The 18134-nt window shown below is 66.7% G+C and carries 11 protein-coding genes; 9 read left to right on the top strand and 2 right to left on the bottom strand.

Annotation, left to right across the window (positions count from 1 at the left end):
* Nucleotides 1–309: 309 nt before the first annotated feature.
* Nucleotides 310–2055, bottom strand: a complete 1746-nt coding sequence (locus N4261_RS12775) for an IlvD/Edd family dehydratase (protein WP_261760514.1) — start codon at nt 2053–2055, stop codon at nt 310–312.
* A gap of 330 nt (nt 2056–2385) precedes the next feature.
* On the opposite strand from N4261_RS12775, the gene yicI reads away from it, so the two are divergent.
* From yicI to N4261_RS12820, 9 genes are all read left to right on the top strand, one after another.
* A complete protein-coding gene (yicI, locus tag N4261_RS12780) occupies nt 2386–4659 on the top strand; it encodes an alpha-xylosidase (protein WP_261760515.1) in 2274 nt (757 codons plus the stop codon).
* A 221-nt stretch (nt 4660–4880) separates the two neighbouring features.
* Nucleotides 4881–6884, top strand: coding sequence for a glycoside hydrolase family 9 protein (locus N4261_RS12785; RefSeq protein WP_261760516.1), 2004 nt, complete (start codon nt 4881–4883; stop codon nt 6882–6884).
* Nucleotides 6881–8314 (top strand): MFS transporter, encoded by a 1434-nt coding sequence (locus N4261_RS12790; protein WP_261760517.1) that lies wholly within the window; start codon nt 6881–6883, stop codon nt 8312–8314. Before N4261_RS12785 ends, N4261_RS12790 begins: the two co-directional genes overlap by 4 nt.
* Nucleotides 8315–8408: 94 nt before the next feature.
* Nucleotides 8409–10076 carry a GH39 family glycosyl hydrolase gene (locus N4261_RS12795; protein ID WP_261760518.1) on the top strand — a complete coding sequence of 556 codons (1668 nt, stop codon included), beginning with the start codon at nt 8409–8411 and terminating at the stop codon, nt 10074–10076.
* A 505-nt stretch (nt 10077–10581) separates the two neighbouring features.
* Nucleotides 10582–11616, top strand: a complete 1035-nt coding sequence (gene chvE / locus N4261_RS12800) for a multiple monosaccharide ABC transporter substrate-binding protein (RefSeq protein WP_261760698.1) — start codon at nt 10582–10584, stop codon at nt 11614–11616.
* A 329-nt stretch (nt 11617–11945) separates the two neighbouring features.
* On the top strand, nt 11946–13475 hold the full coding sequence (mmsA, locus tag N4261_RS12805; RefSeq protein WP_261760699.1) for a multiple monosaccharide ABC transporter ATP-binding protein: 1530 nt from the start codon (nt 11946–11948) through the stop codon (nt 13473–13475).
* Nucleotides 13476–13482: 7 nt separating this feature from the next.
* The gene (gene mmsB, locus N4261_RS12810; protein WP_435532063.1) at nt 13483–14736 is read left to right on the top strand and encodes a multiple monosaccharide ABC transporter permease; all 1254 of its coding nucleotides are present in this window, start codon (nt 13483–13485) and stop codon (nt 14734–14736) included.
* Nucleotides 14737–14877: 141 nt separating this feature from the next.
* A complete protein-coding gene (locus N4261_RS12815; RefSeq protein WP_261760520.1) occupies nt 14878–15615 on the top strand; it encodes an SH3 domain-containing protein in 738 nt (245 codons plus the stop codon).
* A 148-nt stretch (nt 15616–15763) separates the two neighbouring features.
* Nucleotides 15764–16786: a choice-of-anchor tandem repeat NxxGxxAF-containing protein gene (locus tag N4261_RS12820; protein ID WP_261760521.1), complete on the top strand. Its 1023-nt coding sequence runs from the start codon at nt 15764–15766 to the stop codon at nt 16784–16786.
* Between the two features lie 29 nt (nt 16787–16815).
* Here N4261_RS12820 and N4261_RS12825 read toward each other — a convergent pair whose 3' ends face one another.
* Nucleotides 16816–17952 carry a pirin family protein gene (locus N4261_RS12825; protein WP_261760522.1) on the bottom strand — a complete coding sequence of 379 codons (1137 nt, stop codon included), beginning with the start codon at nt 17950–17952 and terminating at the stop codon, nt 16816–16818.
* Nucleotides 17953–18134 lie beyond the last annotated feature (182 nt).

Raw genomic sequence — 18134 nt, forward strand, 5'->3', positions numbered from 1 at the left:
AATTGCTCGAATATATTATTAACATTGCCAGCTGCCGCATGCGTTATTTTTTCGAGCAAATTATTTGTCTACCTCTGGCGAATCCTGCGCCGAACCGGGCGCCTCTCCAGGTCCCCAGACCTGCAGACGAAAGCCCAGCGGCTGAGAAGGCAAAGATCGAAGCCCCTTGGCGATGGCCACCCCGCGCAGGACCGACACTGGGTCGGTCCTGGCGCTTGATCCCTGCGATTCGTTCGATTGGTGCAGTTGGTGCGGTTGGTGCAATCGGTGCGACCAGTGCGACCCCCGCAATCGGTCCGACGCGCCCGATCAGTGCGAGTGCCGAGGCACCGCCGACCCGCGACAGCCGCGCAGGAAGTCGAAGTCGCAGCCTTCGTCGGCTTGCAGCACATGCTGCACATAGAGCTTGCGGTAGCCGCTGGCATCCGCCGGGTCGGGCTGCTGCGCCGCCTGCCAAACGTCCAGACGTTGCGCCAGTTCGGCATCGGGGATGTCCAGGTGCAGGCGGTTGTTGGCGCAGTCCAGTTCGATCCAGTCGCCTTCGCGCACCACCGCCAGCGGGCCGCCGGCCTTGGCTTCGGGCGCCACATGCAGCACCACGGTGCCGTAGGCGGTGCCGCTCATGCGGGCATCGGAGATGCGGACCATGTCCTTGATGCCCTGCGCCAGCAGCTTGGGCGGCAGGCCCATGTTGCCGACCTCGGCCATGCCCGGATAACCGCGCGGGCCGCAGTTCTTCATCACCAGGATGGAGTCCTTGTCGCAGACCAGCTCCGGATCCAAGATCCGCGCCTTGTAGTCCTCGAAGTCCTCGAACACCACCGCGCGGCCGCGGTGCTGCATCAGCGCCGGCGTGGCGGCGGAGGGTTTGAGCACCGCGCCGCGCGGCGCCAGGTTGCCGCGCAGCACGCAGATGCCGCCGTCCTCGATCAGCGGCTTGGCGATCGGGCGGATGACCTCTTCGTCATAGATCGGCGCGTCGTGGCAGTTCTCCCACAGGCTCTTGCCGTTGACGGTCAGCGCGTCCTTGTGCGGCAGCAGGCCATGGTCGCCCAGGCGGCGCAGCACGCCCGGCAGGCCGCCGGCGTAATAGAACTCTTCCATCAGGAAGCGGCCCGAGGGCAGCAGGTCCACCAGGGTGGGCGTGCCGCGGCCGACGCGGGTCCAGTCCTCCAGCTCCAGCGGCACGCCGACGCGTCCGGCGATCGCCTTCAGATGGATGACCGCATTGGTCGAGCCGCCGATCGCCGCGTTCACGCGGATGGCGTTCTCGAAGGCCTCGCGGGTCAGCACCTTGGACAGCTTCAGGTCCTCCCAGACCATCTCGACGATGCGCATGCCCGACAGATGCGCCAGCACATAGCGGCGCGCATCCACCGCCGGAATCGCCGCGTTGTGCGGCAGCGAGGTGCCCAGCGATTCCGCCATGCAGGCCATGGTCGAGGCCGTGCCCATCGTGTTGCAGGTGCCGGCCGAGCGCGAATGGCCGGCCTCGGCAGCGATGAAGTCGTGCATCGAGATCTGGCCGGCCTTCACCTGCTCATGCAACTGCCAGACGGCGGTGCCGGAGCCGATGTTCTTGCCGCCCAGCTTGCCGTTGAGCATCGGACCGCCGGTCACGACGATGGTGGGCAGGTCCACGCTGGCCGCGCCCATCAGCAGCGCGGGCGTGGTCTTGTCGCAGCCCACCAGCAGCACCACCGCATCCATCGGATTGCCGCGGATCGATTCCTCCACGTCCATGCTCGCCAGGTTGCGGGTCAGCATGGCGGTGGGGCGCAGGTTGGACTCGCCGTTGGAGAACACCGGGAACTCCACCGGAAAGCCACCCGCTTCCAGGATGCCGCGCTTCACATGCTCGGCCAGCTTGCGGAAGTGGGCGTTGCAGGGCGTCAGCTCGGACCAGGTGTTGCAGATGCCAATGATCGGCTTGCCCTGGAACTCATGGTCCGGAATGCCCTGGTTCTTCATCCAGCTTCGGTACATGAAGCCGTTCTTGTCCTGCGTGCCGAACCATTCGGCCGAACGGAGCTTGATCTTCTTTGCCTCGGTCATGGGTCTTTCTGCGGTTCGAGGGTCACTGGGGGCGGTAGCCCGGTTGGCGGACATGCTAGGCAGGTCGCCGATCCAGATCCAATCAATTGTTCCGGGACTTCGATATCGAAATCGGCATGATTGGCCACAGGGAGGTTGAGCGAACGAAACGGTGGGTAACGAGACGGCCTTCACAGGCCGGAATGCTCGCTTGTCCGGAGATGATCGCTCCCGCGAATGCTCTATGCTCGCGACCGCTTCAAGGCGTGCCAACGAGCCGTCGTTTGTACCATAGTTACGCTGATTTATCGCTAAACACGCGGCTTGCAGCGAGATAAAAGAAGGAGACCCATGAAGTTCACCGACGGGCAATGGCTGTTGCAGCCCGGTGTGGCGGCGCACTACGCCACCGAGACCTATGCCGTGGATGTGCATGAGGACAGCGTGGTGCTGCTGGTCACCACACGTCCGATCAAGCATCGCGGCGACACCCTGCAGGGACCGGTGCTCACCGTCACCCTGCGTTCGCCGATCGAGGGCGTGATCCGCGTCAGCGTCGCCCATTACATCGCCTCGCAGGCGCCGCGTCTGCACGTGCCGATGCCGGGCGCCACTGCGGTGGCGCTGCAGGTGCAGGAGACCGAGACGCGGGTGACGATCACCAGCGGGGCGCTGTCGGTCGACGTCAAGAAGGGCGAGGGCTACGGCCTGACCTTCCGCGAGGGCGACCGGGTGCTCACCCGCAGCGATTGGCGTGCGCTGGGCTATCTGCAGTGTCCCGGCCCGACCACCCAGGTGCATGAACAACTGAGCCTGGCCGTGGGCGAGTATGTCTACGGCCTGGGCGAGCGCTTCACGCCGTGGATCAAGAACGGCCAGGTGGTGGAGAACACCAACAAGGACGGCGGCACCGCTTGCGAGCAGGCCTACAAGAGCGTGCCGTTCTACCTGAGCAACCGCGGCTACGGCGTGCTGGTCAACGAGGCCGGCCCCGTCTCCTTCGAGGTGGCCTCCGAAAAGACCTCGCGGGTGCAGTTCAGCCGCGAGGGCGAAAGCCTGGACTATTGCGTGGTCGCGGGTCCGACGCCCAAGGACGTCATGCGGCGCCTGACCGCGCTGACCGGCCGCGCGCCACTGCCGCCGGCCTGGAGCTTCGGCCTGTGGATGACGACCTCGTTCACCACCCAGTACGACGAGGCCACCGCCACCCACTTCATCGACGAAATGGCGCGACGCGAGCTGCCGCTGGCGGTGTTCCATTTCGACTGCTTCTGGATGCGCGAGTTCCAGTGGTGCGACTTCGAATGGGATCCGCGCGGCTTCCCGGACCCGCAAGGCATGCTGGCCCGGCTGCGCGACAAGGGGCTGAAGATCAGCCTCTGGATCAATCCGTATGTGGCCCAGCGGTCCCGACTGTTTGCCGAAGGCGCGCGCGAGGGCTACTTCATCAAGCGCCGCGACGGCCGGGTCTGGCAGACCGACCTCTGGCAGCCGGGCATGGCCATCGTGGACTTCACCAATCCCGCTGCCGTGGCCTGGTACCAGGGCCATCTGCGGCGTTTGCTGGCCATGGGGGTGGACTGCTTCAAGACCGATTTCGGCGAGCGCATTCCCGACCGGGATGTGACCTATCACGACGGCGCCGATCCGGTCGAGATGCACAACCTCTATGCGCTGCGCTACAACGAGGTCGTGTTCGACCTGCTCAAGGAGGTCAAGGGCGACGAGGCGGTGGTGTTTGCCCGCTCGACCTATGCCTCCGGTCAGCGCTTCCCGGTGCACTGGGGCGGTGACTGCTGGTCCAACTTCGAATCGATGGCCGAGAGCCTGCGCGGCGGCCTGTCGCTGACCAGCTGCGGCTTTGCGTTCTGGAGCCACGACATCGGCGGCTTCGAGGGCAACCCGCCGCCGGCCGTCTACAAGCGCTGGATCCAGTTCGGTCTGCTGTCGTCGCACAGCCGTCTGCACGGCAGCAGCTCCTACCGGGTGCCATGGTTGGTGGACGAGGAAAGCTGCGACGTCCTGCGTCGCTTCACCCGCCTCAAGCACCAGCTGATGCCCTACCTGTATGCGGTGGCCATCGAGGCCACCGAGACCGGTGTGCCGATGATGCGCAGCCCGGTGATGCAGCATCCGGCCGATCCGGCCTGCGCGACGCTGGACCGCCAATATCACCTCGGCGATGGCCTGCTGGTCGCGCCGGTGTTCACCGAGAGCGGCGAGGTGGATGTCTATCTGCCGGACGGCCGATGGACCCATCTGCTCAGCGGCGAGGTGGTGCAGGGCGGTCGCTGGCGGCGCGAGACGCACGACTTCCTGAGCCTGCCGCTCTATGCCGCGCCGAATTCGGTGCTGCCGTGGGGCGCGGAGACGGAGCGGCCGGACTACGACTACGGTCGCGGTGTGGTGCTGCGGGTGTTTGCGCTCGATGACGGCGCCAGCGCCGCCTTCGTGGTGCCGGCGCTGGACGGATCGATCGCCGCACGGGGTCAGGTCGAGCGTCATGGCGACCGGTACCGCGCGGTGATCGATGAAGGCCTGTTGCGGGATTGGTCGATCGAGGTCGACGGCGTGCGCAGCCCGGTGCAGGCCGAGGGCGCTTCGCTGGACTGGTCGCCGCAATGATCCAGGGTGGCGCGCTTCGAGGTCCCGCGAGCGACGCAGACCGGCGGGTGGTCATGCACCGCCGTCTCTGCCGTTCTCGCCTCCGGTGCTCGGGGCGCGCCGCTCGGCCCTGCTGCAGGGATGCGCGCATGCATTGAGGACTTTTTCCGGCCGTCATGGGGCGGCCGGCTTTCCACGATCAAGAGCGCCGACACAGGCGCCGTCGAACAGGAGACAACACGATGCGGGTGCACTCCCGGAATCGTCGAACCGGCCCGACCGCGACCTGCGGTGGCGGGCACACGGCCGTGGTCGGCCAGCGTCTGTCGCCGTGTGGCGCGGCGATGTCCCGCTCGCCGGTGAGCGGACTTTGCGCGTGGCTCGCGGGCCTGGGCGCCGCCGTGGCGCTGCCCGCGGCGTGGGCGCAGGCGCCTGCTGTGCCTGTGGCGAAGGTGGCGTCCGCGTCCGCGTCCGCGCCCGCAGCGGTATTGACCGCGCAGCCAGTCATTCAGATCAATCAGCTCGGCTTCCCGCCCGGCGCAGCGAAATGGGCCGTGGTGCCGACGATCGGGTCCAGCCGACCGACGTCCGGCGGCGAGCCCGTCGGCCAGCCCGGCGGCGGCAAGCCCCGCACCATCGGTCGCCGGTTCGAGGTCCTCGATGACCGCACCGGTCAGGTGGTTCTGAGGGGGGCCTTGGGTGCGCCGGCCCTGTGGGCGCCGGCGCAGATCGAGGTGCAGTTGGCGGATCTGTCCGCGCTGAAGACGCCGGGTCGCTACCGGGTCCAGGTGCCGGGCGTGGGCTCGTCGGCGGTGTTCCGCATCGCTGCGGACGCGTACCTGCCGCTCAGCGCCGCCGCGATCCGGGCGTTCTATTTCAATCGAGCCAGCCTCGCGCTCACACCGGCGCTGGCCGGGGTGTATGCCCGGCCCGCCGGCCATGCGGACACCCAGGTGCGGCTGCATGCGTCGGCGGTGGGGCCGGAGCGGCGCGAAGGCAGCGTCATCGACAGTCCCAAAGGCTGGTATGACGCCGGCGACTACAACAAGTACATCGTCAACTCCGGCATCAGCGTCTACACCTTGCTGGCCGCCTACGAACACTATCCGGCGCTGTTCCAGTCCCTGACGGTGGGGCTGCCGGAAAGCGGCAACGGCGTGCCGGATCTGCTCAACGAGGCGCTCTGGAACATCGACTGGATGCTGACGATGCAGGACCCCGCCGATGGCGGCGTCTATCACAAGCTCACCAACCTGAAGTTCGACGGCGTGGTCATGCCGGACCGCGCCGATGCGGAGCGCTACGTGGTGCAGAAGAGCACTGCGGCCACGCTGGACTTTGCGGCGGTGATGGCCACCGCCAGCCGGGTGCTGGCGCCGTTCGATGCGCAATCGCCCGGCCGCTCGTCCCGGCTGCTGAAGGCCGCTCAGGCGGCGTGGGCGTGGGCGAAGGCCCATCCGGACGCCGTCTATCGGCAGCCGCCGGATGTCGTCACCGGTGAGTACGGCGATGACAAGCTCGATGATGAATTCGCCTGGGCCGCCGCCGAGCTCTACATCACCACCCGGGATGACCGCTTCTATCAGGCGATGGCACCGGCCAGCACCGCGGCCACCGTGCCGGCCTGGGGCGATGTGAAGGGCCTGGCCTGGGTCTCGCTGGCTCAGCACCGCGCGGCGCTGACCCCGGCGGCCGACCGCGCCCTGATCGAGAGTCGCCTGCGGACGCTGGGCGATGAGCTGGTCGGGCGATGGCGGCACTCGGCCTGGCGCGTGTCGATGCAGGCCAAGGACTTCGACTGGGGCAGCAACTCGACCGTCTTGAACCAGGCGCTGATGCTGATTCAGGCGGCCCGCCTGGCGCCGGCCGGTTCGCCGGCCCGAAAGGACGCGCTGGATGCGGCCCAGTCGCTGTTCGATTACGTCATGGGCCGCAATCCGCTGGGTCTGTCCATGGTCACCGGCTTCGGCAGCGTGTCACCGATGCATCCGCATCATCGGCCGTCGCAGGCCGATGGCGTGGCGGCGCCGATCCCCGGCTTCATCGTCGGCGGCGCCAATCCGGGGCAGCAGGACAAGTCCGACTGCCCGGTGCCTTATCCCGCCAGCGCGCCGGCGCTGTCCTACCTCGACCACTTCTGCAGCTATGCCAGCAATGAGGTCGCCATCAACTGGAATGCGCCGCTCGTCTATGTGTCGGCGGCCCTGCAGGCGCTGAACGCGCCGCCCAAGAAAGGAACGCGATGAGCGCCGACCTCTCCACCACCGCCGTCCCCGGCGCTGCGCCGTCCGGCATGACGCCGGATGGCGCCACGCCCGCCACTCCTCCTGTCGAGGCCGAGATGAAACGCCATCCGCTTGCCTGGGTCCCGTCGCTGTATCTGGCCATGGGGTTGCCCAATGTGCTGGTCGGTGCGGTGGCCGCCATCCTTTACAAGAACATGGGCGTGTCCAACGAGGACATCGCGCTCTACACCTCGCAGATGTACCTGCCGTGGGTGCTCAAGCCCCTGTGGTCCCCGCTGCTGGAGCCCTACCGGACCAAGCGCTGGTGGGTGATCACCATGCAGTTCCTGATGATGGCCTCGCTGGGCGCGGTGGCCTTCTGCCTGCCGCTGGACGGGTTCTTCCGCGCGTCGCTGGCGTTCTTCTGGATCACCGGTTTTGCCTCGGCCACGCAGGACATCGTCGCCGACGGCGTCTTCATGACCACCATGCCGCCCCGGGAGCAGGCCCGCTACGCCGGGCTCCAGGGCATGTGCTGGAACCTGGGGGCGGTGGTGGCCTCCGGCCTGCTGGTCTCCTTGACTGGCTGGCTGCACCAGTCCCTGGGCTGGAGCTGGGTGCATTGCTGGATGGCGGTGATGCTGGGCGCGGCCGGCATGATGGGCGGCTTCGGGTTGTGGCACTTGCGGGTGCTGCCGCCGGGCGCACCGGCCGCCGTGCACGGCAAGGACCTGGCCACCGCGATGGTGGCGCTGCGGGCGTCCTGGGTCACCTTGTTCCAGAAACCGTCGATCTGGATGATGCTGGCGGTGGTGTTTTTCTATCGCTTCGCCGAGGGCTTCATCGAGAAGTTCGGCCCGCTGTTCCTGCTGGATCCGCGCAGCGTGGGCGGGCTCGGCCTGGACAACGCGGCGCTGGGGCACATCTACGGCACCGCCGGCACGGTGGCCTTCATTGCGGGCGCCTTCCTGGGCGGCTTCATTGCAGCGAAGATGACGCTCCGGCGCTCGTTCTTCCTGCTGGCGATTGCGCTCAACCTGCCGCATCTGACCTATTACTACCTGAGCCATGCGCTGCCCAATGACCTGTGGGTGATCGGCGGCATCGTCGCCATCGAGAAGTTCGGCTTCGGCATGGGCTCGGTCGGCCACATGCTCTACATGATGCAGCAGATCGCTCCGGGGCCGTTCAAGATGACCCACTATGCGATGGCCACCGGCGTGATGGCGCTGACCAAGTGGGCCACCGGCAGCGTCAGCGGCTGGGTCTATGCGGCGGTGGGGCAGCAGTACGCCTCGTTCTTCGGCCTGGTGCTGCTGTTCTCGATTCCGCCGATCGTGCTGGCGTGGCTGGCACCGTTCCCGGTGACGCTGGGCGCCGATGATGAGGGCGAGGGCGAGGGCGGCGAGGGCAGGGCGGCCAACGCGGGAGGCGCGCATGCGGCGCATTGACGCCGCGGCTGGGGCTGCGAGCCGCGTGACAGGCGATGTGTCGGGCGGATTGCCATTGCCGCGTCGGTCGCGCGCACCTCACGCACTCGCCTGGATGGTGGCACTGGCGGCGACGGCCACGGCGCCCGCCGCGTTCGGTGCGACCAGCGGCGGCGCGGCCGCACCCGTTTTGCAACCCCGGACCTTCGTGCTGGACCTGAAGGCGGCGACGCAGCCGATGGACCGTGCGCACGACCTCTCCATCGGTGCGGACTTCCCCGGCACCCTGGGCCGCGAGGACAGCCTGGGCCAGGTCAAGACGATGGTCGATGAACTCGGCATGCGCTTCATCCGCTTCCACGCCATCTTCCATGATGTGCTGGGCACGGTCACAGTGAAGAACGGGCAGACGGTCTACGACTTCAGCGGCATCGATCGGCTCTATGACGGCCTGCTGGCGCGCGGCATCAAGCCTTTCGTCGAACTGGGCTTCACCCCGGCGGCGATGGCCACCTCGCCGCAGACCATCTTCTACTGGAAGGGCAACACCTCGCATCCGGAGCCCGCCGCCTGGCGCGCGCTGGTGGATGCGTTCGCGCGGCACCTGATCCAGCGCTATGGCGCGGCGGAGGTCCGCAGCTGGTACTTCGAGGTGTGGAATGAACCCAACCTCGACGGGTTCTGGGAGAAGGCCGACCAGCCGGCCTATTTCGCGCTGTATGCGGACACGGCCCGGGTGCTCAAGGCCGTTGACCCGGCGCTGCGTGTGGGCGGTCCGGCCACGGCGGGTGCCGACTGGGTGGTGCCGTTCCTGGCCTATGCGAAGTCGGTGCAGGTGCCGGTGGACTTCGTCACCACCCACACCTACGGCGTGGACGGCGGCTTCCTTGACGAACACGGCGTGGAGGATCGCAAGCTTTCACCGTCGCCCGACGCGATCGTCGGTGATGTGCGTCGGGTGCGTGAGCAGATCCAGGCCTCGGATTTTCCCGGGCTGCCGCTCTTCATCACCGAATGGAGCACCAGCTACAACCCGCGCGACCTGGTGCATGACAGCTACATCAGCGCGCCCTACATCCTCACCAAGCTGCGCCAGACCCGCGGCCTGGCGCAGGGCATGAGCTATTGGACCTACAGCGACCTGTTCGAGGAAGCCGGTCCACCGCCCGCACCGTTCCATGGCGGCTTCGGTCTGATGACGCGCGAAGGCGTCCGCAAGCCGGCATGGTTCGCCTACAAATACCTGAACGCCTTGCGCGGCCTGGAGATCCCGGTGAGGCCGGCGGAGGGCGGCACACCCGTCCCGTCCGACGATCAAGTCCTGGCCACCCGCGACGGGGATCAAGCCACCGCCCTGGTCTGGGATTGGCAGACGCCGGATCAGCCAGTGAGCAACCGGACTTTCTTCGGCCGGCCAGTGCCCGCTGGACAGGCCCGACCGGTCCATTTGCAATGGCATGCCCTGACCCCGGGGCGCTATCGGGTGGAGGTGCGGCGCACCGGGCATCAACGCAATGATGCGTTCACCGCCTGGCTGGAGATGGGCTCGCCGGTATCCCTCAATGCGGATCAATTGAGCCGCTTGCAGGGGCTGACGCAAGACCGTCCCGAAACGAGCCAGACGATCCGGATCGGCGCGAAGGGCCGACTCGACTGGCGTGTGCCGATGCGCAGCAATGACATCGTGCTGGTCACGCTGCGACCCGAAGGTCAGAACACTCGGGATCCGGCGGGGACGCGCGTGAAGAAACCGGCCAGCCCTGGGCGAAGCAACTCGCAGTGACGGTGGGACGGCGATGACGGAAATGACGGCGACGGCAGCAATGACGATGCGGGCGGCGTCAGCGGCGTAGGCGGCCTGGGCTGCTGCGGTGGCGTCAGCCTGCTGTGTGGGCGATGAATTCGATGTCGGCATCGATACCGAGATCGATATCGAAACGCGACCATGTGCGCAGTTTCCTGGCAGCCCTTCCGAAAAAGCGCCGCGCTCCAGAACCGCGTGCTGGCGGGCTCTGACCGCGATGGTGGGCAGGCGTGGCGCCCTGGTCGGCCTCTCAAGGGGCTGGTACGCCGCTTGCCGAGTGGCAGCCACCCTTGATTCATTCAGGGAATGTTCAGGATGCATTCAGTGGTTGTTCATGCGATGCTCGGGCGCCGCGCGATCGCAATGAACGATTTGAATGCGGACGGACAGGGGGCCGTGAGGGTCTCCTTGTCAGACAAGCAACAACGGAGACGAAGACATGACACTTCACAGCATCACGCGCCGCCTGGCGCTGGGCGGCCTGATGACGGCCTGCATGATGACCCTGGGCACCGCCGCCCACGCGCAGGACAAGGGCCTGGTCGGAATCGCGATGCCGACCAAGAGTTCCGCCCGCTGGATCGCCGACGGCGACAACATGGTCAAGGCCTTCAAGGACAAGGGTTACCGCGCGGACCTGCAGTTCGCCGAAGACGACATCCCGAATCAGCTCGCCCAGATCGAGAACCTGATCACCAAGAATGCCAAGGTGCTGGTGGTGGCCTCCATCGACGGATCGGCGCTGTCGGGCGTGCTGCAGAAGGCCGCCGACCGCGGCATCAAGGTCGTCGCCTATGACCGCCTGATCCGCGGCACCAAGAACGTCGATTACTACGTCACCTTCGACAACTTCCAGGTCGGCGTGATGCAGGGCCAGTCGATCATCGACAAGCTCGGCCTCGCACAGGGCAAGGGCCCGTTCAACATCGAGCTGTTCGGCGGATCGCCGGACGACAACAACGCCACCTTCTTCTACGACGGCGCCATGTCGGTGCTCAAGCCCTACATCGACAGTGGCAAGCTGGTGGTGCGCAGCAAGCAGCTGGGCATGGGCAAGGTCGGCACGCTGCGCTGGGATGCCTCCGCCGCCCAGGCCCGCATGGACAACCTGCTGTCGGCCTACTACGGCAAGGAACGCCTGCATGCGGTGCTGTCGCCGTATGACGGCATGAGCATCGGCATCCTGTCCTCGCTCAAGGGCGCCGGCTATTGCAGCAAGAGCCTGCCGTGCCCGATCGTGACCGGCCAGGACGCCGAGATCCCGTCGGTCAAGTCCATCCTCAAGGGCGAGCAGACCAGCACCGTCTTCAAGGACACCCGCGCGCTGGCCCAGTCGGCCGCCACGCTGGTGGATGCGGTGCTGACCAACAAGACGCCGGCCATCACCGACAGCAAGACCTACAACAACGGCGTGAAGGTCGTGCCGGCCATCCTGCTCAAGCCGGTGTCGGTGGACACCGGCAACTGGAAGGCCACGCTGGTCGACAGCGGCTACTACAAGGACAGCCAGGTGCGCTGAGGGCCGGCTGCCCGGTGATCGGGCCGCTGGTGTCGGACGTGCGTGGGGCTGAGCGGGTGGGCATGTGTCCTGCCCGATCGGTCCGCGACGCTCCGCATCCGGACCGATCGCCTGCGTGACCCCGCGCCGATGCTCGGCGCGTGTTCCCGGGGCCGGGTAGGGTGCCTTCGAGGCGCCTGGTCCGAGCCGATCGAGCGAGGCTGACGGTCCCCCTGTGGCGCCGTCAGTGTCCGTCTGACTCTTTGGAGGGGCTGATGTCTGAAGCCGAATCCAGCACGGTGCCTGCCGGCGCCATGCCCAACCCGCGCGGCGCCGAAGCGGCCGCGCCCATGCTCGAATTAAGGGGCATCACCAAGCGTTTCCATGGCGTGACCGCGCTGGAGAACGTCCATCTGGTGGTGCATCCCGGCGAGATCCATGCCGTCGTCGGCGAGAACGGCGCCGGCAAGTCCACGCTGATGAAGGTCGTCAGCGGCGTCTATCCGCATCCGTCGTACGAGGGCGAGATCCGCTTCCAGGGTGAGGAGCGCCGCTTTGCCGGCATCACCGACAGCGAGGCCCTGGGCATCATCATCATTCACCAGGAGCTGGCGCTGGTGCCGCAGCTCTCGATTGCCGAGAACCTGTTCCTCGGCCATGAGCCGGCCCGCCTGGGCGTGATCGACCGGCTGGCCATGCACGATCGTGCCCGCGAACTGCTGGCCCGTGTGGGCCTGCGCCAATCGCCGGACACCCGGATCGCGGACCTGGGCATCGGTCAGCAACAGCTGGTGGAGATTGCCAAGGCGCTGGCCAAGTCGGTGCGGCTGCTGATCCTGGATGAGCCGACCGCCAGCCTCAACGAGTCCGACAGCGATGCGCTGCTGGACCGCCTGATGGAGCTGAAGGCGCAGGGCATTGCCTGCATCCTCATCTCCCACAAGCTCAAGGAAATCACCCGCGTCGCCGACCGGCTGACCGTGCTGCGCGATGGCCGCTCCATCACCACCATGGACTGCCGCCACGAGCCGGTGAGCGAGAACCGCATCATCCAGGCGATGGTCGGCCGCGACCTGGCCGACCGCTTCCCCCGCCGCGTGCCCAAGATCGGCGAGCTGCTGTTCGAGCTGCGCGACTGGCATGTGCAGCATCCGGTGCAGACCGGGCGCGAGGTGGTGAAGGGCGTCAATCTGACGGTGCGTCGCGGCGAGATCGTCGGCATCGCCGGCCTGATGGGCGCGGGGCGGACCGAACTGGCGATGAGCGTGTTCGGTCGCAGCTACGGCCGCCGGATCACCGGCACCGCGATGATGGACGGCCAGGTGATCGATGTGTCCACCGTGCCCAAGGCGGTGGCGGCGGGACTCGCCTATGTCACCGAGGACCGCAAGTCCCTCGGCCTGCTGCTCAACGATTCGATTGCCTGGAACACCAGCCTGGCCAATCTGCCGGGCGTGTCCCGCTTCGGCGTGCTGGACGAAGCCCGCGAGCACAACGTGGCGCAGGACTACCGCCGGCAATTGGCCACCCGCTGCGCCGATGTCAGCCAGGAGGTGATGCATCTGTCGGGCGGCAATCAACAGAAGGTGGTGCTGGCCAAGTGGCTGTTCTCCCAACCGCGGCTGCTGATCCTGGATGAACCGACCCGCGGCATCGATGTCGGCGCCAAGTTCGAGATCTACGGCCTGATCGCGCAGTTGGCGGAAAGCGGCTGCGGGATCCTGATGATCTCGTCGGAGATGCCCGAGCTGCTGGGCATGTGCGACCGCACCTATGTCATGAATGAAGGGCGCCTGGTGGCCGAGCTGGACCGCACCGAGGCGACACAAGAACGAATCATGGGCGCCATCGTCGGCGCCAAGGAGACCAGTTATGCCTGAGACCCTGATGACCGCCCCGGCCCATGGTGCCCAGGGCAAGGGCACGCCGACCGAAACCCGTGCGGCGCCGTCCCCCAAGCCGCCCGGATCGGGCCACGGCGCCAACGGCGTGGCCCACTTCCTCAAGCGCCACCTGCGCGACTACGGCATGTTGCTGACGCTGGTCGGCATCATGCTGCTGTTCCAGGTGCTCACCGACGGCACCTTGCTGCAGCCGCTGAACCTGACCAACCTGGTGCTGCAGAACAGCTACATCGTCATCATGGCGCTGGGCATGCTGCTGGTGATCGTGGCGGGGCACATCGACCTGTCGGTGGGCTCGGTCTGCGGCTTCATCGGCGCACTCGCGGCGGTGCTGATGGTCAACTACAACTGGCCCGCGCTGCCCGCCGGGCTGGTGTGCTTGCTGGTGGGCGCGGTGATTGGTGGCGCACAAGGCTGGTTCGTCGCCTACCTGGGCATTCCCTCGTTCATCGTCACGCTGGCCGGCATGCTGGTGTTCAAGGGCCTGGCGTTGGCGCTGCTGCAGGGCCAGTCGCTCGGCCCGTTCCCGGACGCCTTCCAGGCCCTGAGCGCCGGCTTCCTGCCGGAGCTGTTCGGCCAGGAGGATCCGCGTCCGACCACGCTCGGCCTGGGCGTGCTGCTGGCGGTGACGGCGGTGATCGTGTCCTGGCGCCATCGCAATGCCTGCATCCGTCACGGCATGGAGACGGAACCCTCGCCGGTCTTCATCGCCCGTCAGGCCATCATTGTGGTGGCGGTGCTGGCCATGAGCTGGCTGATGGCGTCCTACAAGGGCCTGCCGACGGTGATGGTGGTCATGGTCGCCCTGACGCTGGCCTACGACTTCATTGCGGGGCGGACCACCTTGGGACGCCGCGTCTATGCGGTCGGCGGCAACGAAAAGGCGGCGCGGCTGTCGGGCGTGCGGACGCAGCGGATTGCGTTCCTCACCTTCGTGAACATGGGAGCCCTGGCCGCGCTGGCGGGACTGGTGTTCGCGGCGCGCCTGAACACGGCCACGCCGAAGGCGGGTTTGGGCTTTGAGCTGGACGTGATCGCGGCCTGCTTTGTCGGCGGCGCCTCGGCCTCCGGCGGTGTGGGCAAGATCATGGGCGCGGTGATCGGCGCCTTTGTGATGGGCGTAATGAACAACGGCATGTCCATCCTCGGCATCGGCATCGATTACCAGCAGGTGATCAAGGGGCTGGTGCTGCTGGCGGCGGTGTTCGTGGATGTCTACAACAAGCGCAAGGGATGAGCGCGTCGAGCGTTCCGAGGATGATCGTCGATGCCGCGCCTGATGGCTCGTAGGAGCGCGGGTCTCGGCGAGCGATACTCGCGGGATGGGCGATGACGACGGTCGACTTCGACCGGCAAGAGCAGCCCATCCTGCGGAATCTTGGCCGATGCTTTCGATCTTTCCCTCATCACTTCAGCCGTTTCCACCATGGCTTGGTTGATGGCCTCTGCGCACCGACAGGTTGTGCATGCGGTGGTGCTGGGAACGGCATTGACGGCCCTGGCACCTGCGGACGCACGCGCTGATGAATCAAAGAGCTGCTCATTCGGCGCATTCATTGAAGAGCGTGACCCTGCGGGCGTGAACGTCCGGTCAGCGCCAAGCAGCACCGCGACGATTCTTGGCACGCTGCCGCCGACCTGGTTCAGCAAGACCGACAGCCTGCAAGAGCGGGTGGAAGTCGACGTGATCAGCAGCAGGCAGGGATGGTTTCAGATTCGAAAGGCCGTCGACTTCAGTGGCCTGTCGGCTCGTAAGCCGCGTCCGACGTATGCCGAGGAGGGCTGGATTAGCGGCAACAAGATGCTGGTCAAATCCCAGGCCAGCGTGGGGCGTTCGGCGCCCCGCAGCGATTCATCGGTACTGATGCAGGTGGGAGAGGGCGAGACCCTCGACAGCGATGCGCTGATGGACGCCAGCCGGCCGGTAGACTGCTCCGGTCACTGGGTACGGCTGGAGTTTCGAGAAAACGCGATTCCCAAAGACCTTCGTGCCACGATGCGAATTCACCCTCAGGCCAGACAGGGCGTCAAGCCGGGCCGATTCAGAGTCTGGGTGAATCGAATCTGCGACATCCAGGAGACGACCTGTGATGGATGGCCCCAGCAGGACGAGTGAAGTCCTTTGATCGCGCGGCAAAGCCGCTGATGTCTTGATCGCGCATCCGCTTCATTTGCATCCGTAGATCCGGACACGGGTGCTGCAGGATCGTGCCATCCAGATTCCCTCACAATCGATCCATTGATTTGGCGTTTGGACGGTGTGAATGGACCTTGAATCTCGCAATTGGACCTGGACCGTCCTGGCCACGAACGCCGACCACTTCTCCGATTTCTCTCCGTATGTCCCGTCCATCAACGATGAAGGGCGGGTCGCGTTCCAGGCTGCGCTGGAGGCAGGCGGCACCGGGGTGTTCGTGAGCAATGGACGCGACGTCATGGCTGTCGCGCTGAGTACCGATCCAGGCAGCCCGGTTGAACGCTTCGCCAGCCATCCGGACCTGGATGCCCGCGCGTCGCTGTCGATCTACGCGACCCTGCAGGGCGGCGAGGCGGCGCTGGTGCTGATCGACGCGGAGCGAGGTTTGCAAGCCATTCGTCCGTTAGCGCCGGCTGAGTCCATCGGCCCGCTCGGCCCCACGATGAACGACCGCCAGGAGGTGGCGGTGCGAGCGGTCGGTCGCTCCGGCCAGGCCTTCACCCAGATTTGGCGCAGAGACACCTGGGAGACGATCGCCGCAGCCGGCGGATCCATCGCCGGATTCGAAGGGTTGCCGGTCATCAATCAGCGCGGAGCGATCGTCTACCGCGCCAATCTGACCGATGGGCAACAGGGCCTCTTCTTGCAGCACGACGGCGAGCCTCGCCGGATCGCGGCGACGGGTCCGGCGTTCAGTGAGCTGGGCCGTTTTCCCATCCTCAACGATCTTGGCCAGGTGGCGTTCGCCGCGAGACAGGCATCGGGCGGCTGGGGCATCTATTTGCAGGACCACGATGAACGGCACTGCCTGGTCAACGCCGGCTCACAGTTCGAGAGCCTGCGCGGCGTTCTGATCAACAACGCCGGGTTGGTGGCGTTCTATGGCACGCCCGTGGGCGGCCAGCTTGGCATCTATGCCGGCAGCGACGAGCCGCAGCGCCTGCTGGGGCGCGGTGACTCGCTCTTCGGGGCGACAGTGACGGACTTCGCCTTGAATCCCGTCTCGGTCAATGAGCACGGACAGTTGGCCGTCCGAGTCGCGCTCAATGACGGGCGCCAATTCATCTTGAGGGGCGACCGCGCCGACTGAGCGAACCTCAGGCGGGCGTCAGTCGCCCGTCAGTCCTGCGACGGATGCCGCTCCGTTCGCCCATCCGCATGTCGCGCAAAGCGGCCGTCTTCCTCTCCATGCACCGGGGCGGTGTCCGGCCAGGGCCAGCCGCCGAACTCGGTGCGGCGGTAGTCCTCGAACGCCTGGCGAAGCTCCTGCTCGGTGTTCATGACAAACGGCCCGTACTGCGCCACCGGCTCGCCGATCGGACGACCTTGCAGCATCAGCAGCTCCCCAGGCTCATCCCCGTTGACCAATTCCACGGTCGCGCCTGCGCGGACCTCGATCGATGAACTCACCGGCACCGACTGACCATCGACGCGGATGCGGCTGCCAGCAAAGAAGTAGAGCTTGCGGCGTGTGCCGTCGCCCAGGGCCGGCGGCAGCACCCATCGTGCGCCGGGCGCCATCCGCAGCGTCCACATCGCCAGGTCCGAGTGCAGGCGCGAGGCCCATGAGTCCGGCGGCGGCGCGAGCGGCTTCGCCACGCCGCCGTGCAGGGAGTCTGGAGCGCTGCCGTGGCCGTTGCTGGAGTCCGGGACGGGCAGGGCGCCGGCAATGATCACCACCTCGGTGGCGTGGCCCGCGTCATCGAGGAACGTCTGCCGAGGAATGTCCTGCGACCAGAACATGGTGAAGTGCGGCTCGACCATCTTGCTGTCGGCCGGCAGGTTGAGCCAGATCTGGAACAGCTCCAGCGCATTGGGCTGATCGGTGCGCAGCAGCGGGAACATTTCCGCATGGACGATGCCTTTGCCGGCTGTGAGCCATTGCACGTCGCCGCCACCGAAGCGGGCGCCGGCGCCCAGCGAATCGGAATGGTCGATGCGACCCTTACGCACGATCGTGACCGTCTCGAAGCCGCGGTGGGGATGGGCCGGGAAGCCCGGCACCTGCTGCCCGTGGTACATGCTCCAGCCGTTCTTGCCGGAGAAGTCCGACCCGATCTGCCGGCCCGCCAGCAGGGCCGGATCCGGACCGTACCGCCCGTTCCCCGGCGGGTAGGCATCGTCATGGTGGACGCAGAACAGGAACGGATCCAGTGTTTCCCAGGGCATGCCCAGCGGCGCGACGGAGACGATGGAGGAAGCGGCAGAGGCCGGATCGGCGCGGTGGGCGGGGTGGTCTTGATCGTGGTTGGTCATGAGGGTTCCCAAATTTGGCCTCACCCTAGCGCAATCCGGACGTCCTCGCGCAAGCTCGACTTTTCGGACGCTTTTGCCGCCGGGATCGCTCGACTCGATTCGACGCCATCCGACGCCACCTGACGCCACCTGACGCCACCTGACGGCACTCGGGCGCGCTGTTTGCTGAGACCGCCACGCCG

This window comes from Roseateles amylovorans (assembly GCF_025398155.2).
GTDB classification, from domain to species: domain Bacteria; phylum Pseudomonadota; class Gammaproteobacteria; order Burkholderiales; family Burkholderiaceae_C; genus Roseateles; species Roseateles amylovorans.

Excerpts from the sequence above, each read along its gene's own strand:
- N4261_RS12775 (WP_261760514.1), bottom strand. The coding sequence starts at position 2,055 with ATGACCGAGGCAAAGAAGATCAAGCTCCGTTCGGCCGAATGGTTCGGC.
- yicI (WP_261760515.1), top strand. The coding sequence starts at position 2,386 with ATGAAGTTCACCGACGGGCAATGGCTGTTGCAGCCCGGTGTGGCGGCG.
- N4261_RS12785 (WP_261760516.1), top strand. The coding sequence starts at position 4,881 with ATGCGGGTGCACTCCCGGAATCGTCGAACCGGCCCGACCGCGACCTGC.
- N4261_RS12790 (WP_261760517.1), top strand. The coding sequence starts at position 6,881 with ATGAGCGCCGACCTCTCCACCACCGCCGTCCCCGGCGCTGCGCCGTCC.
- N4261_RS12795 (WP_261760518.1), top strand. The coding sequence starts at position 8,409 with ATGGTGGCACTGGCGGCGACGGCCACGGCGCCCGCCGCGTTCGGTGCG.
- chvE (WP_261760698.1), top strand. The coding sequence starts at position 10,582 with ATGACGGCCTGCATGATGACCCTGGGCACCGCCGCCCACGCGCAGGAC.
- mmsA (WP_261760699.1), top strand. The coding sequence starts at position 11,946 with ATGCTCGAATTAAGGGGCATCACCAAGCGTTTCCATGGCGTGACCGCG.
- mmsB (WP_435532063.1), top strand. The coding sequence starts at position 13,483 with ATGACCGCCCCGGCCCATGGTGCCCAGGGCAAGGGCACGCCGACCGAA.
- N4261_RS12820 (WP_261760521.1), top strand. The coding sequence starts at position 15,764 with ATGGACCTTGAATCTCGCAATTGGACCTGGACCGTCCTGGCCACGAAC.
- N4261_RS12825 (WP_261760522.1), bottom strand. The coding sequence starts at position 17,952 with ATGACCAACCACGATCAAGACCACCCCGCCCACCGCGCCGATCCGGCC.